The sequence below is a fragment of the Aquimarina besae genome, from assembly GCF_042434905.1.
Taxonomy (GTDB): Bacteria; Bacteroidota; Bacteroidia; order Flavobacteriales; family Flavobacteriaceae; genus Aquimarina.
Genome location: NZ_CP170199.1, coordinates 4,372,611 through 4,388,630 on the forward strand (window position 1 = coordinate 4,372,611; position 16,020 = coordinate 4,388,630).

Consider the following 16,020-nt stretch of genomic DNA (forward strand, 5'->3'; position numbering starts at 1 on the left):
ATGTGGTTTTAACATAAAAAGTTGTATCTTGTCGTTGATTATGTGTTTTACAACGATAAAAACAACAAATAAGTAAGAAAAATCTTACTTTTTAAATTGCAGTTTAACCCAAAAAACTGAACCTTATGAAAAAACTACTACCCCTACTAGCATTACTATTAGCAAGTGCAACATTTGCGAATGTAAAAATTGACATTTCTTACAAACTAATGTCCGTGACAGAAAACACCGTAATTAACGGTTTAGACGAAAATACAGAAGAAGGTGTGATTTTTATAACGGAAAGTTTACATCTTGAAAATGGAGTCCGTATTAAAATTAGAAACGCTTGTTTGGTCATTCTAGGAGATATCACAGGAAATGGAATTCTTGATGTTGATGAAACAGCTACAGTTACTTTAGAAGGAGAGAAAAAAGGAAGAATTACCTTTATTGACAGATTTCTAGCAGACTCTACCTGTCAGCAAAGTACAGGTCTGCAGACATTTAAAAATATTAAAGACGTGCCCCAAGGTCTTAATTATAGTCTTTATACACTAACGGGAAGATTATTAGACCATGGTAAAATTGATGATTACATCCATAATTACAGAGATCCCAAAACATACTTCATTAAAATTGAAGGATATAAACTAAGAAAAATCGTTTTTAAAGGTTAAATCAATCATAAAAAGTAAGGTTTTATGATAGCACGGCAGTTTTGCCGTGCTTTTTTTATTCTCAATTTTTACATTTTAGTACATTCTAAAATTTAGGTTTCTACAAAACAAAGCAATATTTTTGGAATCAAAATAATATCTATGATTTCCGTATCTAGCGCACTATCCATTATTTCGGGGGTAGCATATAACCCAAGAGTAAGTATTGTTTTATTAAAAGATGCCCTCGGTTTGTTTCTTAGCCAAGACATTATCTCTCCAATTCATATGCCTCCTTTTCGTCAGTCTGCTATGGATGGATACGCATTATTACTTCACGATAAAAACTCCTATCGAATAATTGGTGAAGTAAAAGCTGGAGATGCGGATAATTATACATTAGAACCCGGACAAGGTGTAAGGATTTTTACAGGAGCCCGAGTTCCTGATAATGCAAACACTATCGTAATTCAGGAGAAAGTAGATCGATCCGAAAACACAATCACGGTCGATCATAAGATCCTACCGGATCAAAACATAAGACCAATCGGCGAACAAATAAAAGAAGGTACTATTGCCTTAACTAAAGGAACAAAGCTTACTCCTGCGGGTATTGGATTTCTAGCGGGCTTAGGAATTGATCGTGTACAAGTCTACTTACCTCCCAGCGTAGCGATCATAACGACTGGTAATGAACTCATATCACCAGGCAAAAAACTTACGGAAGGAAAAATTTATGAAAGTAATTCGATACAGCTGGAAACCATTCTACGACAGACGTATATTCAAAGAATTCACAAATATGTAGTTCAGGACGAATATGAAGATACTAAAGAGACTATAAAGCAGGCAATTACTAATAATGACCTTGTTTTAATCAGCGGTGGTATCTCTGTTGGAGATTATGACTTTGTAAAAGAAGCCCTTTCAGAACTGCATACAAATGAATTATTTTATAAGATCAAGCAAAAACCCGGAAAGCCTCTATTTTTTGGTATCAACGATAAAACAATGATTTTTGCTCTACCGGGTAATCCTGCCTCTTCTTTAACTTGCTTCTATATTTATGTCTTGCCAATGATACAAAAGATGATGGGTGATACTATTGCAGCCGGTCTGGAAAGAATCAAAAAATCGATCTCGTCCGACTTCAATAAAAAGGGTGATCGTGCGCAATTTCTTAAAGCAAAAGCGACAGGAGATACTGTGGAAATTCTAGAAGGCCAAAGCTCTGCAATGTTATATACTTATGCAGTGGCAAATGCATTGGTATATGTTCCTGAAGAAATAAGTAGTATCAAAAAAGGAAGTTTGGTAGAAACTATTTTGCTTCCAGGATAACTCATTTCGAATATCGCAAAAGAAAACAACCTATTTTTTAGTTTGTTCTATTCTCTGGTTTAGTTTTAAAGAAATCATAAAAATTTAAAAAGTAGTTTTTTATTTATTTAAATCGTTATATCTTTCAGGAAACAACGCTTTTTTATGTATCATATCAAAAGTAGAATTTGGATTGAAGGCAAGGAAGGAGTTTTTCTTGGAGAGGGAAGAATTAAAATCCTAAAAGCCATAATGGTTGAAGGCTCTCTTTCGAAGGCTGCGAAATCTTTGGGAATGTCGTACAAAAAGGCGTGGAATCTAGTTGACTCGATAAACAAAAATGCCTCCAATCCTGTTATCATAACCAATACCGGGGGTAATGGTGGTGGCGGAACCGAAATTACCGAATACGGTATAAAAATGATTACTGCTTTCGAAAACATTAATAAAAATTGCTGGGATTTTTTGGATCAACAATTGAAAGAATTACAGCTATGAATCCAACAGAACATAAGAATATCACTGGAATTATATTAGCGGGAGGCAAAAGCAGTCGAATGGGTCAGGATAAAGGATTAAAACTTCATAATGGCAAACCATTTATAGAGCACATTTTAAAAGCCACTGAAGCGGTAACCAAGAAAATACTAATCATTACCGCCAATAAGGACTACCAAGTATTTGGCTATCCTTGCATTCCGGATATCATTCCGGATCAAGGTCCTGTTGGTGGAATTTACACAGGTTTAAACCATACCGAAACGACGCAAAACTTAATTATTAGCTGTGATGTTCCTTTTGTCACTCCCATGGTACTTCACAATTTAATCAATGCTTACGACCCTGATTACGATATTGTCACTTACAAAGATATTCCTCTAATTACCTTATATCATAAATCGGTAATGAGTACTTTTTTTGAAAGTATTGAAAAGAAACATCTTAGTCTCAGACAAACGCTTTCAACATTAAAAGTAAAAAGTATCCCTATCGAGAACAGTATAGCTCCTTTTGTAAAAAATATCAATACGCGTCAACAATATAAAGAAGCAACACAATGGAATTAAAGATTCTATATTTTGGTATGATTGCAGAAGCAACGCGATGTAAAGAAGAAATAATTTCGTTGCAACCAGGCAGTAATGTAGATCAACTTGAAAATTTCATAAAAGATAAATACAAAGCTTTAGAAAATCTATCGTTCAAAATCGCTGTGGATAAAGAAATCTCAAAACCGGACACAATACTGAATCCAACTAATGAAATAGCATTATTACCTCCTTTCTCTGGAGGTTAAAAAGAAGTTTACACATGAAAAAAAGAAAAACGGTTTTTATAGAAGGGCCAATTAGTCCTGCTTTTATTGCCAACTCCATTGAAAAACATCAGACTAAAACCACCATTGGTGCGCACGATATCTTTTTGGGTCAGGTGCGAGCCGATGAAATTGACGGTAAAATTGTTCAGGCTATTGATTATTCTGCCTATCAAGAAATGGCAGAAAACAAATTTCACGAGATACGGGAAGCAACTTTTAGTAAATATGATCTTACCTGTATGCATATTTATCATAGTCTTGGTAAAGTAAAAGCAGGTGAAATTTGTCTATTTGTATTTGTTTCTGCTCCGCATAGAAAGGTCGCTTTTGAAGCATTAGAATATTTAGTAGAAGAAATAAAAAAAGAAGTTCCAGTATTCGGAAAAGAAGTTTTTGAAGATGAAACACACGTTTGGAAAGTAAATAAAGTTTAATGTGTTTAGAAGTGGAATTGTTAAAAAAGTTGAATTGTGTAATTGTGTAACTGTTATTAAAACAGGGTAATACCTAAAAATAATATGTATATCTTTTCATTCGAAAAACTTAATAGTTGGAAGGAATCTATTGAACTAGTAAAATCAATATATGAGCTAACAAATGATTTTCCGAGTGAAGAAAAATTTGGATTAGTAAGTCAATTGAGAAGAGCCTCTGTATCTATATCATCTAATCTAGCTGAAGGAACTTCTAGATCAACTAATAAAGATTAAGCTCATTTTACAACAATTTCATATTCATCCTTAATGGAATTGTTAAATCAACTTATTATTTCCAAGGAATTAAGTTTTATTGATGACAAAGCATTTAATGAAGTTAGAAAACAAATAGAAAAATTAGCAAACATGCTAAATGCATTGAAAAAATCGCAATTGAAATCCTAATAAACTTTTAAACAAAAAACGATTAAACAAAAAACAATTGAACGATTAAACAATTAAACCATTAAACAACAACATGGTAGACATCACTCATAAAAATAATACACTTCGCACTGCTGTAGCGCAGGCGGTTGTCAAAGTGGGTAGTACTGAAACTATAGAAGCGATTGTATCCAAGAGTATCCCGAAGGGAGATGTTTTTGAAATGGCAAAAACGGCAGGTTTATTTGCAGTAAAACGAACCAGTGATATGATTCCGGATTGTCATCCATTACCTATCGAATACACTGCGATAGATTATACAATCAATACTCTGGAAATTACGATTGAGATGACCGTAAAAACAATCTACAAAACGGGTGTAGAAGTTGAAGCTATGCACGGAGTATCTGTTGTTGCACTCACTATGTATGACATGCTAAAACCCGTGGATAAGAATGTAGAAATACAAAACATCAAATTACTTCGTAAACGAGGTGGCAAATCAAGTTATAAGGACAACGGAGCACCATTTACCGCAGGAGTGATTGTATGTTCTGACTCCATAGCTGCTGGACAAAAAGAAGACAAAGCCGGTAAAGCCATTATTACTAAACTAGAAGAATGTGGAGTAACTATTAATGCATATACCATCATCCCTGATGAGACTGATCAGATACAACAGGAAGTAAAACAATTACAAGAAGCTGGTAATGATCTTATTATTTTTACCGGTGGCACCGGATTATCACCTCGTGATGTAACACCAGAAGCTATTTTACCTTTGATCGAACGTCGTATTCCCGGAGTTGAAGAAGCGATTCGTACATACGGACAAGATCGCATGCCATATGCCATGCTTTCCAGAAGCGTTGCAGGAATTATTGGAGAATCTTTGGTATTGGCATTACCAGGTTCAACAAATGGTGCAAAAGAATCTATGGAAGCAATTTTTCCGGCTGTGCTGCATACCTTCAGAATTCTGAAAGGTGCAAAACACGATGGAAATTAATTAGAAAGAAGTGAGTACAGAAAATCAGCACATATTAACCGATAATTTTGGGCGCAAACATACCTATCTTAGGATTTCGCTTACAGAAAGATGCAATCTAAGATGTACGTATTGTATGCCGGCGAATGGTATTCCCTTAAGTCCAAAGGAACATCTAATGACTGCTGATGAAATTTATACAATCGCCAAAGAGTTTGTGAATTTTGGCGTTACTAAAATCAGATTGACTGGTGGAGAACCTATGGTGCGTAAGGATTTTCCTCAGATATTAGAAAAACTTGCCAGCCTGCCTGTTGAGCTTGGAATTACTACAAACGGAGTTTTGGCTGATCGTTTTATCCCACTTTTAAAAGAAAATGGCGTTAAAACCATTACGATAAGTATCGATTCTCTTTATAAGGATAAATTTGAAAAAATCACGCGTCGTAATGAGTTTGATCGAGTTTGGAATACTATACAACTTTTCCAGAATGAAGGTTTTAAAGTGAAACTCAATATTGTATTGATCAAAAATTTTAATGAGGACGAAATTATCGATTTTGTTAATCTTACCAAAAATCGAAATCTGGTGGTACGTTTTATAGAGTTTATGCCATTTGATGGAAATCAATGGAAAATGGACAAACTAGTAACCCAGCAAGAAATTCTGGATAAGATTAACTATACATTTCCTTTACAGCTGAACCGATTGAATGACGCTCCAAATGATACTTCCAGAAATTATAAAATAGAAGGTTTTATGGGGAGTTTTGCAATCATAAGCTCTGTCACCAATCCATTTTGTGATACCTGTAACCGTATTCGTATTACCGCAGATGGGAAATTAAAAAATTGTTTGTTTTCTGGAGAAGAGTTTTCTTTATTAAAACCACTTAGAGCTCAGAAATCCATAATTCCTGCGATACAATCTGCACTGGCGCATAAGTTTGCTACCAGAGGAGGCATGGATACTCCGGATAAACTAAAAAATCCTGAATTACATACTAAAAATAGAAGTATGATTAGCATCGGCGGTTAATTTCTAAAACCGCTTTTGAATACATTTCCAAAAAAAACTTTATATTTAGACTTATATCCCAGTAAGGCCCCAAAAAAAGAACCTTATCGGATGATTAACAAACCTGTGATCCTGGTACAAAAACTCATCTATGAATCAAAAATCCTGGTTAAAATCTGAAGCTGCCAAATACACACTGTACGGAGTATTATTCGGTTGTATGTTTCCAATTCTTGCCACAAGTATCGATATCTCTAAGTTAGGCCTTGAGTATTCTTGGGATTCTGTAGTATTGGTACAAAAGCAATATCCGATCCATTATATTATCGATACTGCTCCCTTCTTTCTTGGTCTTTTTGCTATGTTTGGTGGTCGCAATCTGGATAAACTCAAAGAGAAAAACAAACAGATTCTACAGGCTTCAAAATTCAAGCAGGATTTCTTGGCTAATATGAGTCACGAAATCAGAACACCCATGGTTGGTGTTATTGGTATGATTGATTTGCTTTTTAAAAACACAAAACTTGATGATTTACAAAAGGAATACGTAAGTACCATTCACCAATCCTCTTTAAATCTTTTAGATATTTTAAACCAAGTATTGGATTTATCCAAAATGGAGGCCGGCAAGTTTACATTGTCTCCGAAAGGAATTAATTTAAAAAAACTGATCAACCAAAACGTTGACCTATTTCTGGCCAATAGCAAGGCCAAAGGAATTCACCTGGTTTCAGAATATGTAGAAAACTTACCAGAACAGATTTATGCTGATGATAACAGGCTTATGCAAATACTTTCTAATCTTATCGGAAACGCAATTAAGTTTACAAATGAAGGTACAATCACTGTAAAATCATCTCTGATTTCCAAAAAAAATGAAGAATTAACGGTTAAAGTAGAAGTCATTGATTCTGGAATTGGTATCAGCAAAGAAGATCAGGAATCATTATTTAATCGATTTAGTCAGGTACATAATGATGCAATCCTTGTTGGAGAAGGAAGTGGACTAGGTCTTACCATAAGCAAAAAATTGGTAGATTTAATGAATGGAAAACTAGGAGTTACCAGTGAATTAGGAAAAGGTAGTAATTTTTGGTTCACATTTAAAACCAAAGTGTTCCAAGAAAAAATTCCTGCTCTAGACAAAACTTTTGATAAAAGTAAAGATCAAAAATTTGACCTTAACGTTTTGCTGGTCGAGGATTCTGATACCAATATTTTAGTATCCAAACAAATCCTTAAATATTTAGGATGTACTGCCGATGTGGCAAAAACAGGAAGAAAAGCAATAGAAATGTTTGAAGAGGATGTCTACGATCTTATATTAATGGATATCAATCTGCCCGAGCTGGATGGTGTGGAAACTTGTAAACTGATACGCAAAGGATATAAAAAAGTGCCACCGGTAATCGCAATTACCTCTAACGCTCTTCCTGGTGATGCAGAACGTTTTATAGCTAAAGGATTGGATGACTATATTACCAAACCTTTTACTACAGAAGTCCTAAACATTAAGCTACGAAATTGGTTTGGTGATCATAGCGGATATCATTGATAAACAAATAACCTTACATCAGACAACAAAACTAAATCCTAGAAATCTAACTTACGCAAATTATCTTTTCTTTATCAAATCAAGAATCATTTTTAGTATCGTTTCAGATACAATAAAATACAACGCATAATTAGCTCATTTTTAACTATTGTATTCCAAAACTCATAACTAATTTTAGTATCTTGTATAGCAAACATTCTTGCTTATAACAGCTAGAATGTAATTATTAACTGAATGAATAGAATATGGACAAGAAAAGTATTTTTTTAAGTAAAAATGGAAGCGCCTTTTTACTCTGTATATTTCTAATATTTGGATCTGTCTCGAAGGTGCAGGCATTTACCTTTTTTCAAGACACCAGCTTACAGGATGATGCTAGTTATAATGAATATAAAGGAATTGTTGTAGACAAAGACTCTAATGATCCTTTGGTTTCAGCAACGATAGCACTCAATGGAACTAATATTTCTACCATAACCAATGGTGAAGGTGAATTTTTATTAAAAGTTCCAAAAAATAATGCCAGTGCCAATATCACCGTCTCTTTTTTGGGATATAATGATAGAGTGGTTTCTCTTTCTACGTTGAAAGGAGATAAAACCAAAATTAAATTAGCTGCATCTATAACAGAGCTTTCTGAAGTAAATATAGATCCCAGAGATCCCGAAGCCCTCATTAAAGCAGTCATGGAACGACGAGGAGCCAATTATCAAAGCGACAATACCATTATGACTGCTTTTTATCGAGAAACTATCAAAAAGCGTAGAACTTATGTTTCTCTTTCTGAAGCCGTTGTAGATGTATATAAAAAACCATATATATCAGGTAAAAATGATATCATCAAATTATATAAAGCCAGAAAAAGTGCAGATTATAAAAAGTTGGATACGCTGACTTTAAAATTACAAGGAGGTCCATCCAGTACCTTGTTTATTGATGTAATGAAAAATCCTGATCTTCTGTTTACAGATGATATTTTAAATATATACCAATTTAGTTTCGATAAATCCACAAAAATTAATGACCGCTACATCTACGTCCTCAATTTTAAGCAACGACCAAATATTCAGGATCTCTACTATTACGGAAAATTGTACATCGATTCTGAGACCTTGGCGCTTACCAAAGCGGTTTTTAGTTTAAATCTTGAGGATAGAGATAAAGCAAGTAAACTTTTTGTTAGAAAGAAACCTACCAGAGCTAAGGTATACCCAACCGTAGCTACATATAATATGAATTATAGAGAAACAAATGGTAAATGGTACTATGGATACGGAAAAATCGATTTGGTTTTTAAAGTCAATTGGAAAAAGAAACTATTTAATTCTACCTACAAATTAAATATTGAGATGGCAGTGACAGACTGGAAGAAAAATCCTGATAACGACAACATCAAACCGAAAGATCGTTTAAAGTCCACCGTGGTTATTAGCGATGAAGCTTCTGGTTTTTCTGATCCAGAATTTTGGGGAGAATACAATGTCATTGAACCCGAAAAATCTATAGAATCAGCTATCAAAAAAATAAAGAAACAATTACAAAAATTAAATTGATAAAATCTACAATACATTTTTTGAAAATAGGTGCTCCAAAAAGCACCTATTTTTTTATGGTAAACTATCGTTAATGAGATCAAATTAATTACATTTATGCCTTCAGAAAACAAAGGGGGCTGTCACATCTTTTTACATAAAAAGTCTTTAAAGGTTGTAAATTAAAATGTATCACATGAATCGCATTTTGTGTATCGTATTTTCGGTCTTTACATCTGTCACACTTTGTGCACAGAAAAAATTAACTGCAGAACAGGCTCAGGAAGATTTCAATATCTTTCAAAAGATACTTAAAAAAGGCCATCCTGCGCTTTATGAATATATAGATGAAACTGATCTGGATTCAATTTTCTCCATCACCAGCGAGACACTTTCAGAAGACATAACTGATATCTCATTATTTAAAAAAATGCAGCAAGTAACCGATCAAATCAGAGATGGTCACTTAATGCTTTTTGCTCCTAATACCATTAAGAGTACCCAATATTATTTCCCATTAATTATTAAAATCATTCAATCAGAATTTCATGTAGATACCGATGATTTTGGAATACCTATAGGATCAAAAATAGTAAGTATCAATCAAATACCTTCTGCACAAATTCTAGAAGCTTTAAAAAAATATGCGCCTACTGATGGTTATAACCTAACCAGAAAATATAGGGATATCGAATTGAAATTTGGACTCTTTTTTATTTACGAATATGGCTTACAAAAAGAATATACTGTTGTGTATAAAGAACCTGATGGAGAGGAGAAAACGATAACACTAGCAGCAGAGTCATTTGTAAATGTGAAGCACAGAAACATCAACCGTAATTCATATTTTTCTAACTATCATAGAGCATCGGATAAAGTAGCGTTTTTTTCTAAACATATAAACACCAAAGAACCTTTTGTATACTACCGAGAAGATCTTAAAACTGCGGTTTTGGTTGTCAACTCTTTTGGTGTAGACATCAGAGCCTTTAAATCTCGAATGATAAAACTATTTAAAGAGATTAACAAAAAGAAAATGAACCATTTGATTGTTGATATACGACAAAATGATGGTGGTTTCAGACCCAATTCTGTGCATCTTTTTTCTTTCTTGACCAACAAACTATTTAAACAAAGAACTAGTGCTTATGTAGCGTCTTTAGAAATTCCTGAGAAAAAATATGTAACCCGAAACTACGGAGAAAAAGAGTTTTTAAAAGATAAGTTTTATAATCATCCAACGTATGATGGATGGAAACTGGATTTTGATGATCTGGAAACTTTAATGGTTCCTGACAAAGATAGATTTCGTGGCAAGGCTTATGTACTAGCCGGAGGCACTACATTTTCTGCAGGTTCGGCATTGGCTCTGTTAGCAAAAAATGATCCTGATATTCTTTTGGTAGGAGAAGAAACCGGTGGTGGCTATTATTTTCATACAGGTCAGTTTCCTGTATATTATGAATTACCCAACTCCAAGATTATTATGGTGATGTCTATGGAAAAAATAACTCATTATGTAAAGGATAAAAAGGTTCCTAAAGGCTCTGGAGTGCTGCCTGATCGGACCGTACAACTTTCTGTAAAGGATTTGATAACAGGAAAAGACAGTCAGCTGGATTATATTTTTCGATTGATCAAAGGATAGAAAGTATAATTTCGATCATAAAAAAACTTCAACAAAGTGACATAGAATGTCACTTCATCGAAGTTAGGAAAAAGCAAGAATTTAATTAATTACCTCTATGCCAGTGTAAGTTCTCCTGCTGTAGTATCCGCCAATGCGTGACTGGCTTTTAGCTTACCGCTTACCTTATTCTTTAACTCAATTTTTGAGTTAGAATAATATCCTATTTCTATGTCTTCTGTAGATTTGATGGAATTAGACACGCCTCCTTTTGACATTACTCCTCCAATTCCTAAACTCCAAAAATGATGACTTTTATACGTAGGATTATAATTTACTGCTGTATTTCCTATCAGATACGCATTATATCTGATTCTGACTTTCATCACGCCTCTACTGGCCGAAAGTTCCGCCACTACCGATTCTCCGGGATCCAATTCTACACTTACCCCAGATGTAGACCCTACGGTGATTGATTTGGATTCCTGTCCGCCAATTCCCCAAGATTGACTGTAAGACAATGATGTTTCTCCTTCTGCTCCTGCTCCAAGAAACTTTACTCCATAACTAAACTTTTGACCTACGGTTAGTGTACCACCGGTGCTCCAGTTAGAAGATGTGGTATTGTTTAGGGATTCTGAGATCGCTACATTAAACGTTCCTTTTTTACTACTGTTATTAGTGAAGTCCTGTGTTTTTACAATCACCGGTTCTGAAGTGATTCCTAATATCTCTGCACTTTGCACTACCAAAACCATCTGAACCTGTGGCCAGCTATATTTCTTATACAAATCTCCCCAAGGTGTAGGACTGTGCAAGTATGCATCATTTGGCGATTTGCCAAAATACTTTTTTACAGCATCTTTTAATTGTTTGTCCCCAAGTTTAAACGTGGTTCTTTCTTCGGATGTAATTACATGTTGTACAGATCCACTTGCATTTACGCTTGATGCCCCTTTATCCTGTCCGGCAACGATACTAATACTAATACCCATAATGATTAATTTAAGTTAGAAAAATTGTTAGTACTTTATTTTTGTGTACATACAAATTAACTGATAATCAATACTATAACCTATAGGTATTTTTCCCCGTTTTTAGAAAATAAAATTCTAAACCTGCTCTTTTATTATGAAATGGACGCCCGTATTAGGCATCTATAGATACTAAAATTTGCCGATAATCATACTGCAAATCTTCATGTAAAGTAGTAATGATCTTCTGGATGCTATTAATTTGTCTATCGTAAATACCTGTTAGCACTCGGTTGTTTTTATAAGAAGGTCGCATCTGCTTTAGTTCAGAACAGAAATGAAGCACAATTTCTACCTCGGTTTCTTTTTTACCAGAATATCGAATGTACTTCTTGCTGATACGTAGAATTTTACGAACGCTTTTTTTGATGTAGTAATAGCTGTTGGTATTAATCAGATCAAATTCTTTGGTGATTTCTGATTTTACCTCTGCTATATAATGGTCTTCATCTGATGCTTCATACAGCAAATAGGTAAGTAATTCTTTGTTTTCTTTTTTGAACTTAGATAATCGCAAACAAAGTGCTACTAATTCCTGTTGGGAACAATTGTTTAGTTCTAGTTTTAATTCTCTAACGGTAGCTGCTTTCATATCCGATCAACAAGTTTATGTATTGCGAACTTAGGGATAATAAATCAAATACTTTGTTTTCCTATAGTTTTACAAAAAACATCTTTATACTCAGGGTTCGAGAACGCTTCGACAACAAATCTTGTCACCTCTGGAAAAAAGCTCAACGCGACAGCTCAGTGTGACACCTCACCCTTCAAAAACTTCGTTATGTATAATTTGTACAATAGCCTCTGGGTTCGAGAGCACTTCGACAACACTTCAACAACACTTCGACAAGCTATTAGTTTAGTATTCTATATTTATAGGAAGTTTAATCGTATTAAATTTCTGAAAAACCAGAAGGAAAAGGTGAACTATTTCGACTCTTAGACTTCGAGATCTATCCTGAGCATTAGTCCTTTCCCTTCTTAGGTTTTGGTACCATTTAGAATGTTAAGCTTAAGACTTATTAATAGCGTTAGTACACAGACCTTTTGGCTTTTCAGGTTTTTAATAGCTAAATTAAAGTTATGAAAAAACTTATTGTAGGGATCGATATCTCTAAAGATACTTTAGATTTTTGTATACTAGTGGCTTGTGATGTGCAGATCAAAGACAAAGGTGTTTTAAGCAATGAACGGAAAAGTATTATAAAGTGGCTCAGTCAATTTGAAAAACATCAAGTCATTTTTACTCTGGAACATACGGGGCATTATGGTTCGATCTTAGTCCATTGTTTAAGCGAGCTAGGGTTTACTTTTTATTTGATCAATCCCTTGGAATTGAAAAAATCATTAGGTATTCAAAGAGGCAAAAGTGATTCAAAGGATGCCTATCGTATTGCTGAATATGCTGTCACCAACAAACACAAGTTGACTCCTTTTAATCTACCTACCGAAAACCTAAGCAAACTAAAAGCCCTTATGACAGCTAGAGAGCGTTATGTAAAGATATCCGTACAGATTCAAAACAGTCTGAAGGCCAATACGATATTGAACGAGTCGGTTGATGTAAGAATGCTAATCAGGGAAGAGAAAAAGCAGTATAAGTCTATTGAGAAAAGTATCAAAAAGATTGAAGCTGAGATGCTGAAATTGATCAATCAGGATAAAAGCCTAAAGGATAGCTATAGAAAGATTACAAGGATAACTGGTGTGGGTCCGATAATTGCTATGAAGTGTATCGTGGAAACAGAAAACTTTATCAAGTTTCAAAACGCTAGAAAGTTCAGCTGTCACTGTGGTCTTGCGCCTTTTCCTTATAAGTCAGGAAGCAGTATAAGAGGGAAAACCAAAACCCATTTTTTAAGAGATAAATCATTAAAAGCAATGTTGACTAAAGGAGCCATTAGTGCAATACAACACGATCCACAGATCAAAGCATATTACAAAAGAAAGATTGCTGAAGGCAAACATCATATGAGTGTGAAAAATGCAGTAGCAAACAAATTAGTACTTAGAATTTTTGCAGTAGCCAAAAGAAATGAGCCTTTTGTAAAATTGGTAGCATAAAAATTTGCTTTTGTCTTAGAATGCTCAGTGTGACAGCTCAGTGTGACAGCTTAGTGTGACAGCTCAGTGCGACAGCTCAGTGTAACACCTCTCCTTTCGAAAACAAGATCTTGGGGAGATTGAGGCTCTCGAAATCTCTCCCTTCGGAAGTTTATTAATCTATACATAATCATATTCGAGGACTGAGGCTCTCGAAGTCCGGGAATACTCTGGAAAACTCAGTATAACAACCAATTATTTGGCATATTGCTCTACCTCTTTTAGTTCTTTATAGATTTTATCAATCCATCGCTGCACAGCTTCCTGATCTCTACCATTTTGGGTTTCTTCATTCATTTCTTGTTGATAGGATTTACAATACCTCCAGAAATCTGTATACACTCTTTGATAATCGCCAAACTTGCTAATTTTCTTTCGCTTTAGCTCCTCAAATCCTCTACGCATCATACGAGCAAATAGCTCTGCAACATCAAAATGAAGTTGTTCATAGATCAGCACATTAACATCGCGTTTTACCATCCATGATTTTTGTTTAAAAAAATACGTGGCGATATCCATCTTCTCATATCCATGAATATTATCATTTTCATCCACAGGAACGATCTCCGGTAGGATTTCTAATTTATAAGTAGTCAAGGCATCATTAAGACCATATTGATTAGGATCTTTGGTGCCTTTAAAATCTTCCCAGGTTAATCGTCTTACAGCATCCCAGGATAGGATACTGTCATTATCTATGATTTTTTGCTCTTGTGATAGCATTAGAGAACTACTTAATAAAAGAAAAAGTAATAGTGTATGTTTCATTTGTTATGATTTTATTTTTTTATTCAGAACTTTGTAATATTAAGGGAAATGAATATCTAACTTCTACCGGTTCACCATCTACTTTACCCGGTTCTAAAGTAGGAATAGCATACAAAACCCTAGTGATTTCATTTATGATGTATGGATCATCGTGTAATACGAAAACATCCATTATTCTACCAGTTTTTGAAACTTTATATCTGGTTAAAATTCGATGTACTCCAGGGCGCAGGTTACTGTATTCAATGACATTAAGATTGAAATTTGTATTTACAAAATTTTTGAAATAATTATTAAAACAGGTCTTTACCTCTTCATTGTTTTTAAGATCTTTGCAACTTTTTGGTTTTGGGTATTCTGTTAACTTTTTCTCTGTTAAAAATTCGCTGTTTTTAATAGTATTTGCAGACTGATTTATTCTTTGATACGCCATATAGTCAATAAGTGAATCCAAACGGGCATTATCCCGTATTTTCCTATTAATAATAGAACGGCCCAATATCGCATCAAAATGATTGTTTTTCTTAATCATTTGTTCATACCACGCTTTGGCTATGCCATACTCACCATTAAGCTCGCAAGCCCAGCCAAGATGATAGGTAATCTTATCATCGTTGGGATCGTCCTCTTGATAGGTATAAAAATCTGCTTTTGCTTTTTCAAATTCTCCACGAGACATATAGATCAGCGCTCGCTGATATAGATGCTCTTTTTTATGTTTTCCTTTTTTTATTTTTTTAGATATCGACTTGAGGTATTTCTCATCAATAGTATATCGAATATTGATTAGTTTTTTAGCTCTTTTGGCACTTACATACCAATAATACGGTTGACACTGGGTTACAAAATAATCCTGATGACCTGCGATAAACGCATTAAGGTTTTCTGGGTTAATTTTATATAGCGAAGCAAACGTTTTGTCATTTTTTTGAGCAAATTTTTCTTGGATGAGTATTTGTCTAAACTCTGCAGTGTATGAATTTATTTTTTTACTTAAACATTGCTCTAATACTGTATTATTCTCTTTGTTTGCTTTGCCGCTTTTAAAAAGATGATCTAAACAATCACAAATATCATTTTTTAAAACTTCCTGAATATCCTGACCTGATACGAGTTGAGAAATCAACACTATCAATAGTAAAGTATATCTACGCATTATATTATTCTGTAATTTTCTTTTAAAAAACCAGCTACATCTCTGTAACTGGCTCTTTGCTTTTATTTTATTTATTATCTGTCTGTTGGCAGACAAGCTCTTA

General features: G+C 34.2%; 16 protein-coding genes and 1 pseudogene. 13 read left to right on the plus strand and 4 right to left on the minus strand.

What is annotated here, in order from left to right; genetic code table 11:
• The first annotated feature begins 125 nt into the window (after positions 1–125).
• The 12 genes and pseudogenes from ACE94K_RS19355 (at position 126) to ACE94K_RS19410 (ending at position 10,877) form a co-directional block, all read left to right on the plus strand.
• Positions 126–659, plus strand: a complete 534-nt coding sequence (locus ACE94K_RS19355) for a hypothetical protein (protein ID WP_378176329.1) — start codon at positions 126–128, stop codon at positions 657–659.
• A gap of 141 nt (positions 660–800) precedes the next feature.
• The gene (gene glp / locus ACE94K_RS19360) at positions 801–1,979 is read left to right on the plus strand and encodes a gephyrin-like molybdotransferase Glp (protein WP_378176332.1); all 1,179 of its coding nucleotides are present in this window, start codon (positions 801–803) and stop codon (positions 1,977–1,979) included.
• Between the two features lie 144 nt (positions 1,980–2,123).
• On the plus strand, positions 2,124–2,456 hold the full coding sequence (locus ACE94K_RS19365; RefSeq protein WP_378176335.1) for a winged helix-turn-helix domain-containing protein: 333 nt from the start codon (positions 2,124–2,126) through the stop codon (positions 2,454–2,456).
• Positions 2,453–3,025, plus strand: coding sequence for a molybdenum cofactor guanylyltransferase (locus ACE94K_RS19370; RefSeq protein ID WP_378176338.1), 573 nt, complete (start codon positions 2,453–2,455; stop codon positions 3,023–3,025). Before ACE94K_RS19365 ends, ACE94K_RS19370 begins: the two co-directional genes overlap by 4 nt.
• Complete coding sequence (locus ACE94K_RS19375) at positions 3,016–3,255, plus strand: MoaD/ThiS family protein (protein WP_378176341.1); 240 nt, start codon at positions 3,016–3,018, stop codon at positions 3,253–3,255. The genes ACE94K_RS19370 and ACE94K_RS19375 overlap by 10 nt, the downstream gene beginning before the upstream one ends.
• A gap of 14 nt (positions 3,256–3,269) precedes the next feature.
• The gene (locus ACE94K_RS19380; protein WP_378176344.1) at positions 3,270–3,710 is read left to right on the plus strand and encodes a molybdenum cofactor biosynthesis protein MoaE; all 441 of its coding nucleotides are present in this window, start codon (positions 3,270–3,272) and stop codon (positions 3,708–3,710) included.
• Positions 3,711–3,794: 84 nt separating this feature from the next.
• Positions 3,795–4,157 (plus strand): annotated as a pseudogene (locus ACE94K_RS19385) (four helix bundle protein).
• 73 nt (positions 4,158–4,230) lie between these two features.
• On the plus strand, positions 4,231–5,145 hold the full coding sequence (moaCB, locus tag ACE94K_RS19390) for a bifunctional molybdenum cofactor biosynthesis protein MoaC/MoaB (protein ID WP_378176347.1): 915 nt from the start codon (positions 4,231–4,233) through the stop codon (positions 5,143–5,145).
• A 10-nt stretch (positions 5,146–5,155) separates the two neighbouring features.
• The gene (moaA, locus tag ACE94K_RS19395; protein ID WP_378176350.1) at positions 5,156–6,163 is read left to right on the plus strand and encodes a GTP 3',8-cyclase MoaA; all 1,008 of its coding nucleotides are present in this window, start codon (positions 5,156–5,158) and stop codon (positions 6,161–6,163) included.
• A gap of 130 nt (positions 6,164–6,293) precedes the next feature.
• Positions 6,294–7,697: an ATP-binding protein gene (locus tag ACE94K_RS19400; protein WP_378176353.1), complete on the plus strand. Its 1,404-nt coding sequence runs from the start codon at positions 6,294–6,296 to the stop codon at positions 7,695–7,697.
• Positions 7,698–7,942: 245 nt separating this feature from the next.
• On the plus strand, positions 7,943–9,250 hold the full coding sequence (locus ACE94K_RS19405) for a carboxypeptidase-like regulatory domain-containing protein (protein ID WP_378176356.1): 1,308 nt from the start codon (positions 7,943–7,945) through the stop codon (positions 9,248–9,250).
• A 175-nt stretch (positions 9,251–9,425) separates the two neighbouring features.
• The gene (locus ACE94K_RS19410) at positions 9,426–10,877 is read left to right on the plus strand and encodes a S41 family peptidase (protein WP_378176359.1); all 1,452 of its coding nucleotides are present in this window, start codon (positions 9,426–9,428) and stop codon (positions 10,875–10,877) included.
• Between the two features lie 95 nt (positions 10,878–10,972).
• Here ACE94K_RS19410 and ACE94K_RS19415 read toward each other — a convergent pair whose 3' ends face one another.
• Entirely contained in the window at positions 10,973–11,851 is an 879-nt protein-coding gene (locus tag ACE94K_RS19415; protein ID WP_378176362.1) for a hypothetical protein, read from the minus strand.
• A 154-nt stretch (positions 11,852–12,005) separates the two neighbouring features.
• Positions 12,006–12,482 carry a hypothetical protein gene (locus tag ACE94K_RS19420; protein ID WP_378176365.1) on the minus strand — a complete coding sequence of 159 codons (477 nt, stop codon included), beginning with the start codon at positions 12,480–12,482 and terminating at the stop codon, positions 12,006–12,008.
• 491 nt (positions 12,483–12,973) lie between these two features.
• Between ACE94K_RS19420 and ACE94K_RS19425 the strand changes: the two genes are divergently transcribed.
• A complete protein-coding gene (locus tag ACE94K_RS19425; protein ID WP_378174882.1) occupies positions 12,974–13,954 on the plus strand; it encodes an IS110 family transposase in 981 nt (326 codons plus the stop codon).
• A 234-nt stretch (positions 13,955–14,188) separates the two neighbouring features.
• Here ACE94K_RS19425 and ACE94K_RS19430 read toward each other — a convergent pair whose 3' ends face one another.
• On the minus strand, positions 14,189–14,761 hold the full coding sequence (locus tag ACE94K_RS19430; RefSeq protein WP_378176368.1) for a hypothetical protein: 573 nt from the start codon (positions 14,759–14,761) through the stop codon (positions 14,189–14,191).
• A 19-nt stretch (positions 14,762–14,780) separates the two neighbouring features.
• Positions 14,781–15,917, minus strand: a complete 1,137-nt coding sequence (locus ACE94K_RS19435) for a tetratricopeptide repeat protein (RefSeq protein WP_378176370.1) — start codon at positions 15,915–15,917, stop codon at positions 14,781–14,783.
• Between the last annotated feature and the right edge of the window lie 103 nt (positions 15,918–16,020).

What these genes read in the sequence shown, in the direction of transcription:
- ACE94K_RS19355 (WP_378176329.1), top strand. Translation starts at nt 126, where the DNA reads ATGAAAAAACTACTACCCCTACTAGCATTACTATTAGCAAGTGCAACA.
- glp (WP_378176332.1), top strand. Translation starts at nt 801, where the DNA reads ATGATTTCCGTATCTAGCGCACTATCCATTATTTCGGGGGTAGCATAT.
- ACE94K_RS19365 (WP_378176335.1), top strand. Translation starts at nt 2,124, where the DNA reads ATGTATCATATCAAAAGTAGAATTTGGATTGAAGGCAAGGAAGGAGTT.
- ACE94K_RS19370 (WP_378176338.1), top strand. Translation starts at nt 2,453, where the DNA reads ATGAATCCAACAGAACATAAGAATATCACTGGAATTATATTAGCGGGA.
- ACE94K_RS19375 (WP_378176341.1), top strand. Translation starts at nt 3,016, where the DNA reads ATGGAATTAAAGATTCTATATTTTGGTATGATTGCAGAAGCAACGCGA.
- ACE94K_RS19380 (WP_378176344.1), top strand. Translation starts at nt 3,270, where the DNA reads ATGAAAAAAAGAAAAACGGTTTTTATAGAAGGGCCAATTAGTCCTGCT.
- moaCB (WP_378176347.1), top strand. Translation starts at nt 4,231, where the DNA reads ATGGTAGACATCACTCATAAAAATAATACACTTCGCACTGCTGTAGCG.
- ACE94K_RS19400 (WP_378176353.1), top strand. Translation starts at nt 6,294, where the DNA reads ATGAATCAAAAATCCTGGTTAAAATCTGAAGCTGCCAAATACACACTG.
- ACE94K_RS19405 (WP_378176356.1), top strand. Translation starts at nt 7,943, where the DNA reads ATGGACAAGAAAAGTATTTTTTTAAGTAAAAATGGAAGCGCCTTTTTA.
- ACE94K_RS19410 (WP_378176359.1), top strand. Translation starts at nt 9,426, where the DNA reads ATGAATCGCATTTTGTGTATCGTATTTTCGGTCTTTACATCTGTCACA.
- ACE94K_RS19415 (WP_378176362.1), bottom strand. Translation starts at nt 11,851, where the DNA reads ATGGGTATTAGTATTAGTATCGTTGCCGGACAGGATAAAGGGGCATCA.
- ACE94K_RS19420 (WP_378176365.1), bottom strand. Translation starts at nt 12,482, where the DNA reads ATGAAAGCAGCTACCGTTAGAGAATTAAAACTAGAACTAAACAATTGT.
- ACE94K_RS19425 (WP_378174882.1), top strand. Translation starts at nt 12,974, where the DNA reads ATGAAAAAACTTATTGTAGGGATCGATATCTCTAAAGATACTTTAGAT.
- ACE94K_RS19430 (WP_378176368.1), bottom strand. Translation starts at nt 14,761, where the DNA reads ATGAAACATACACTATTACTTTTTCTTTTATTAAGTAGTTCTCTAATG.
- ACE94K_RS19435 (WP_378176370.1), bottom strand. Translation starts at nt 15,917, where the DNA reads ATGCGTAGATATACTTTACTATTGATAGTGTTGATTTCTCAACTCGTA.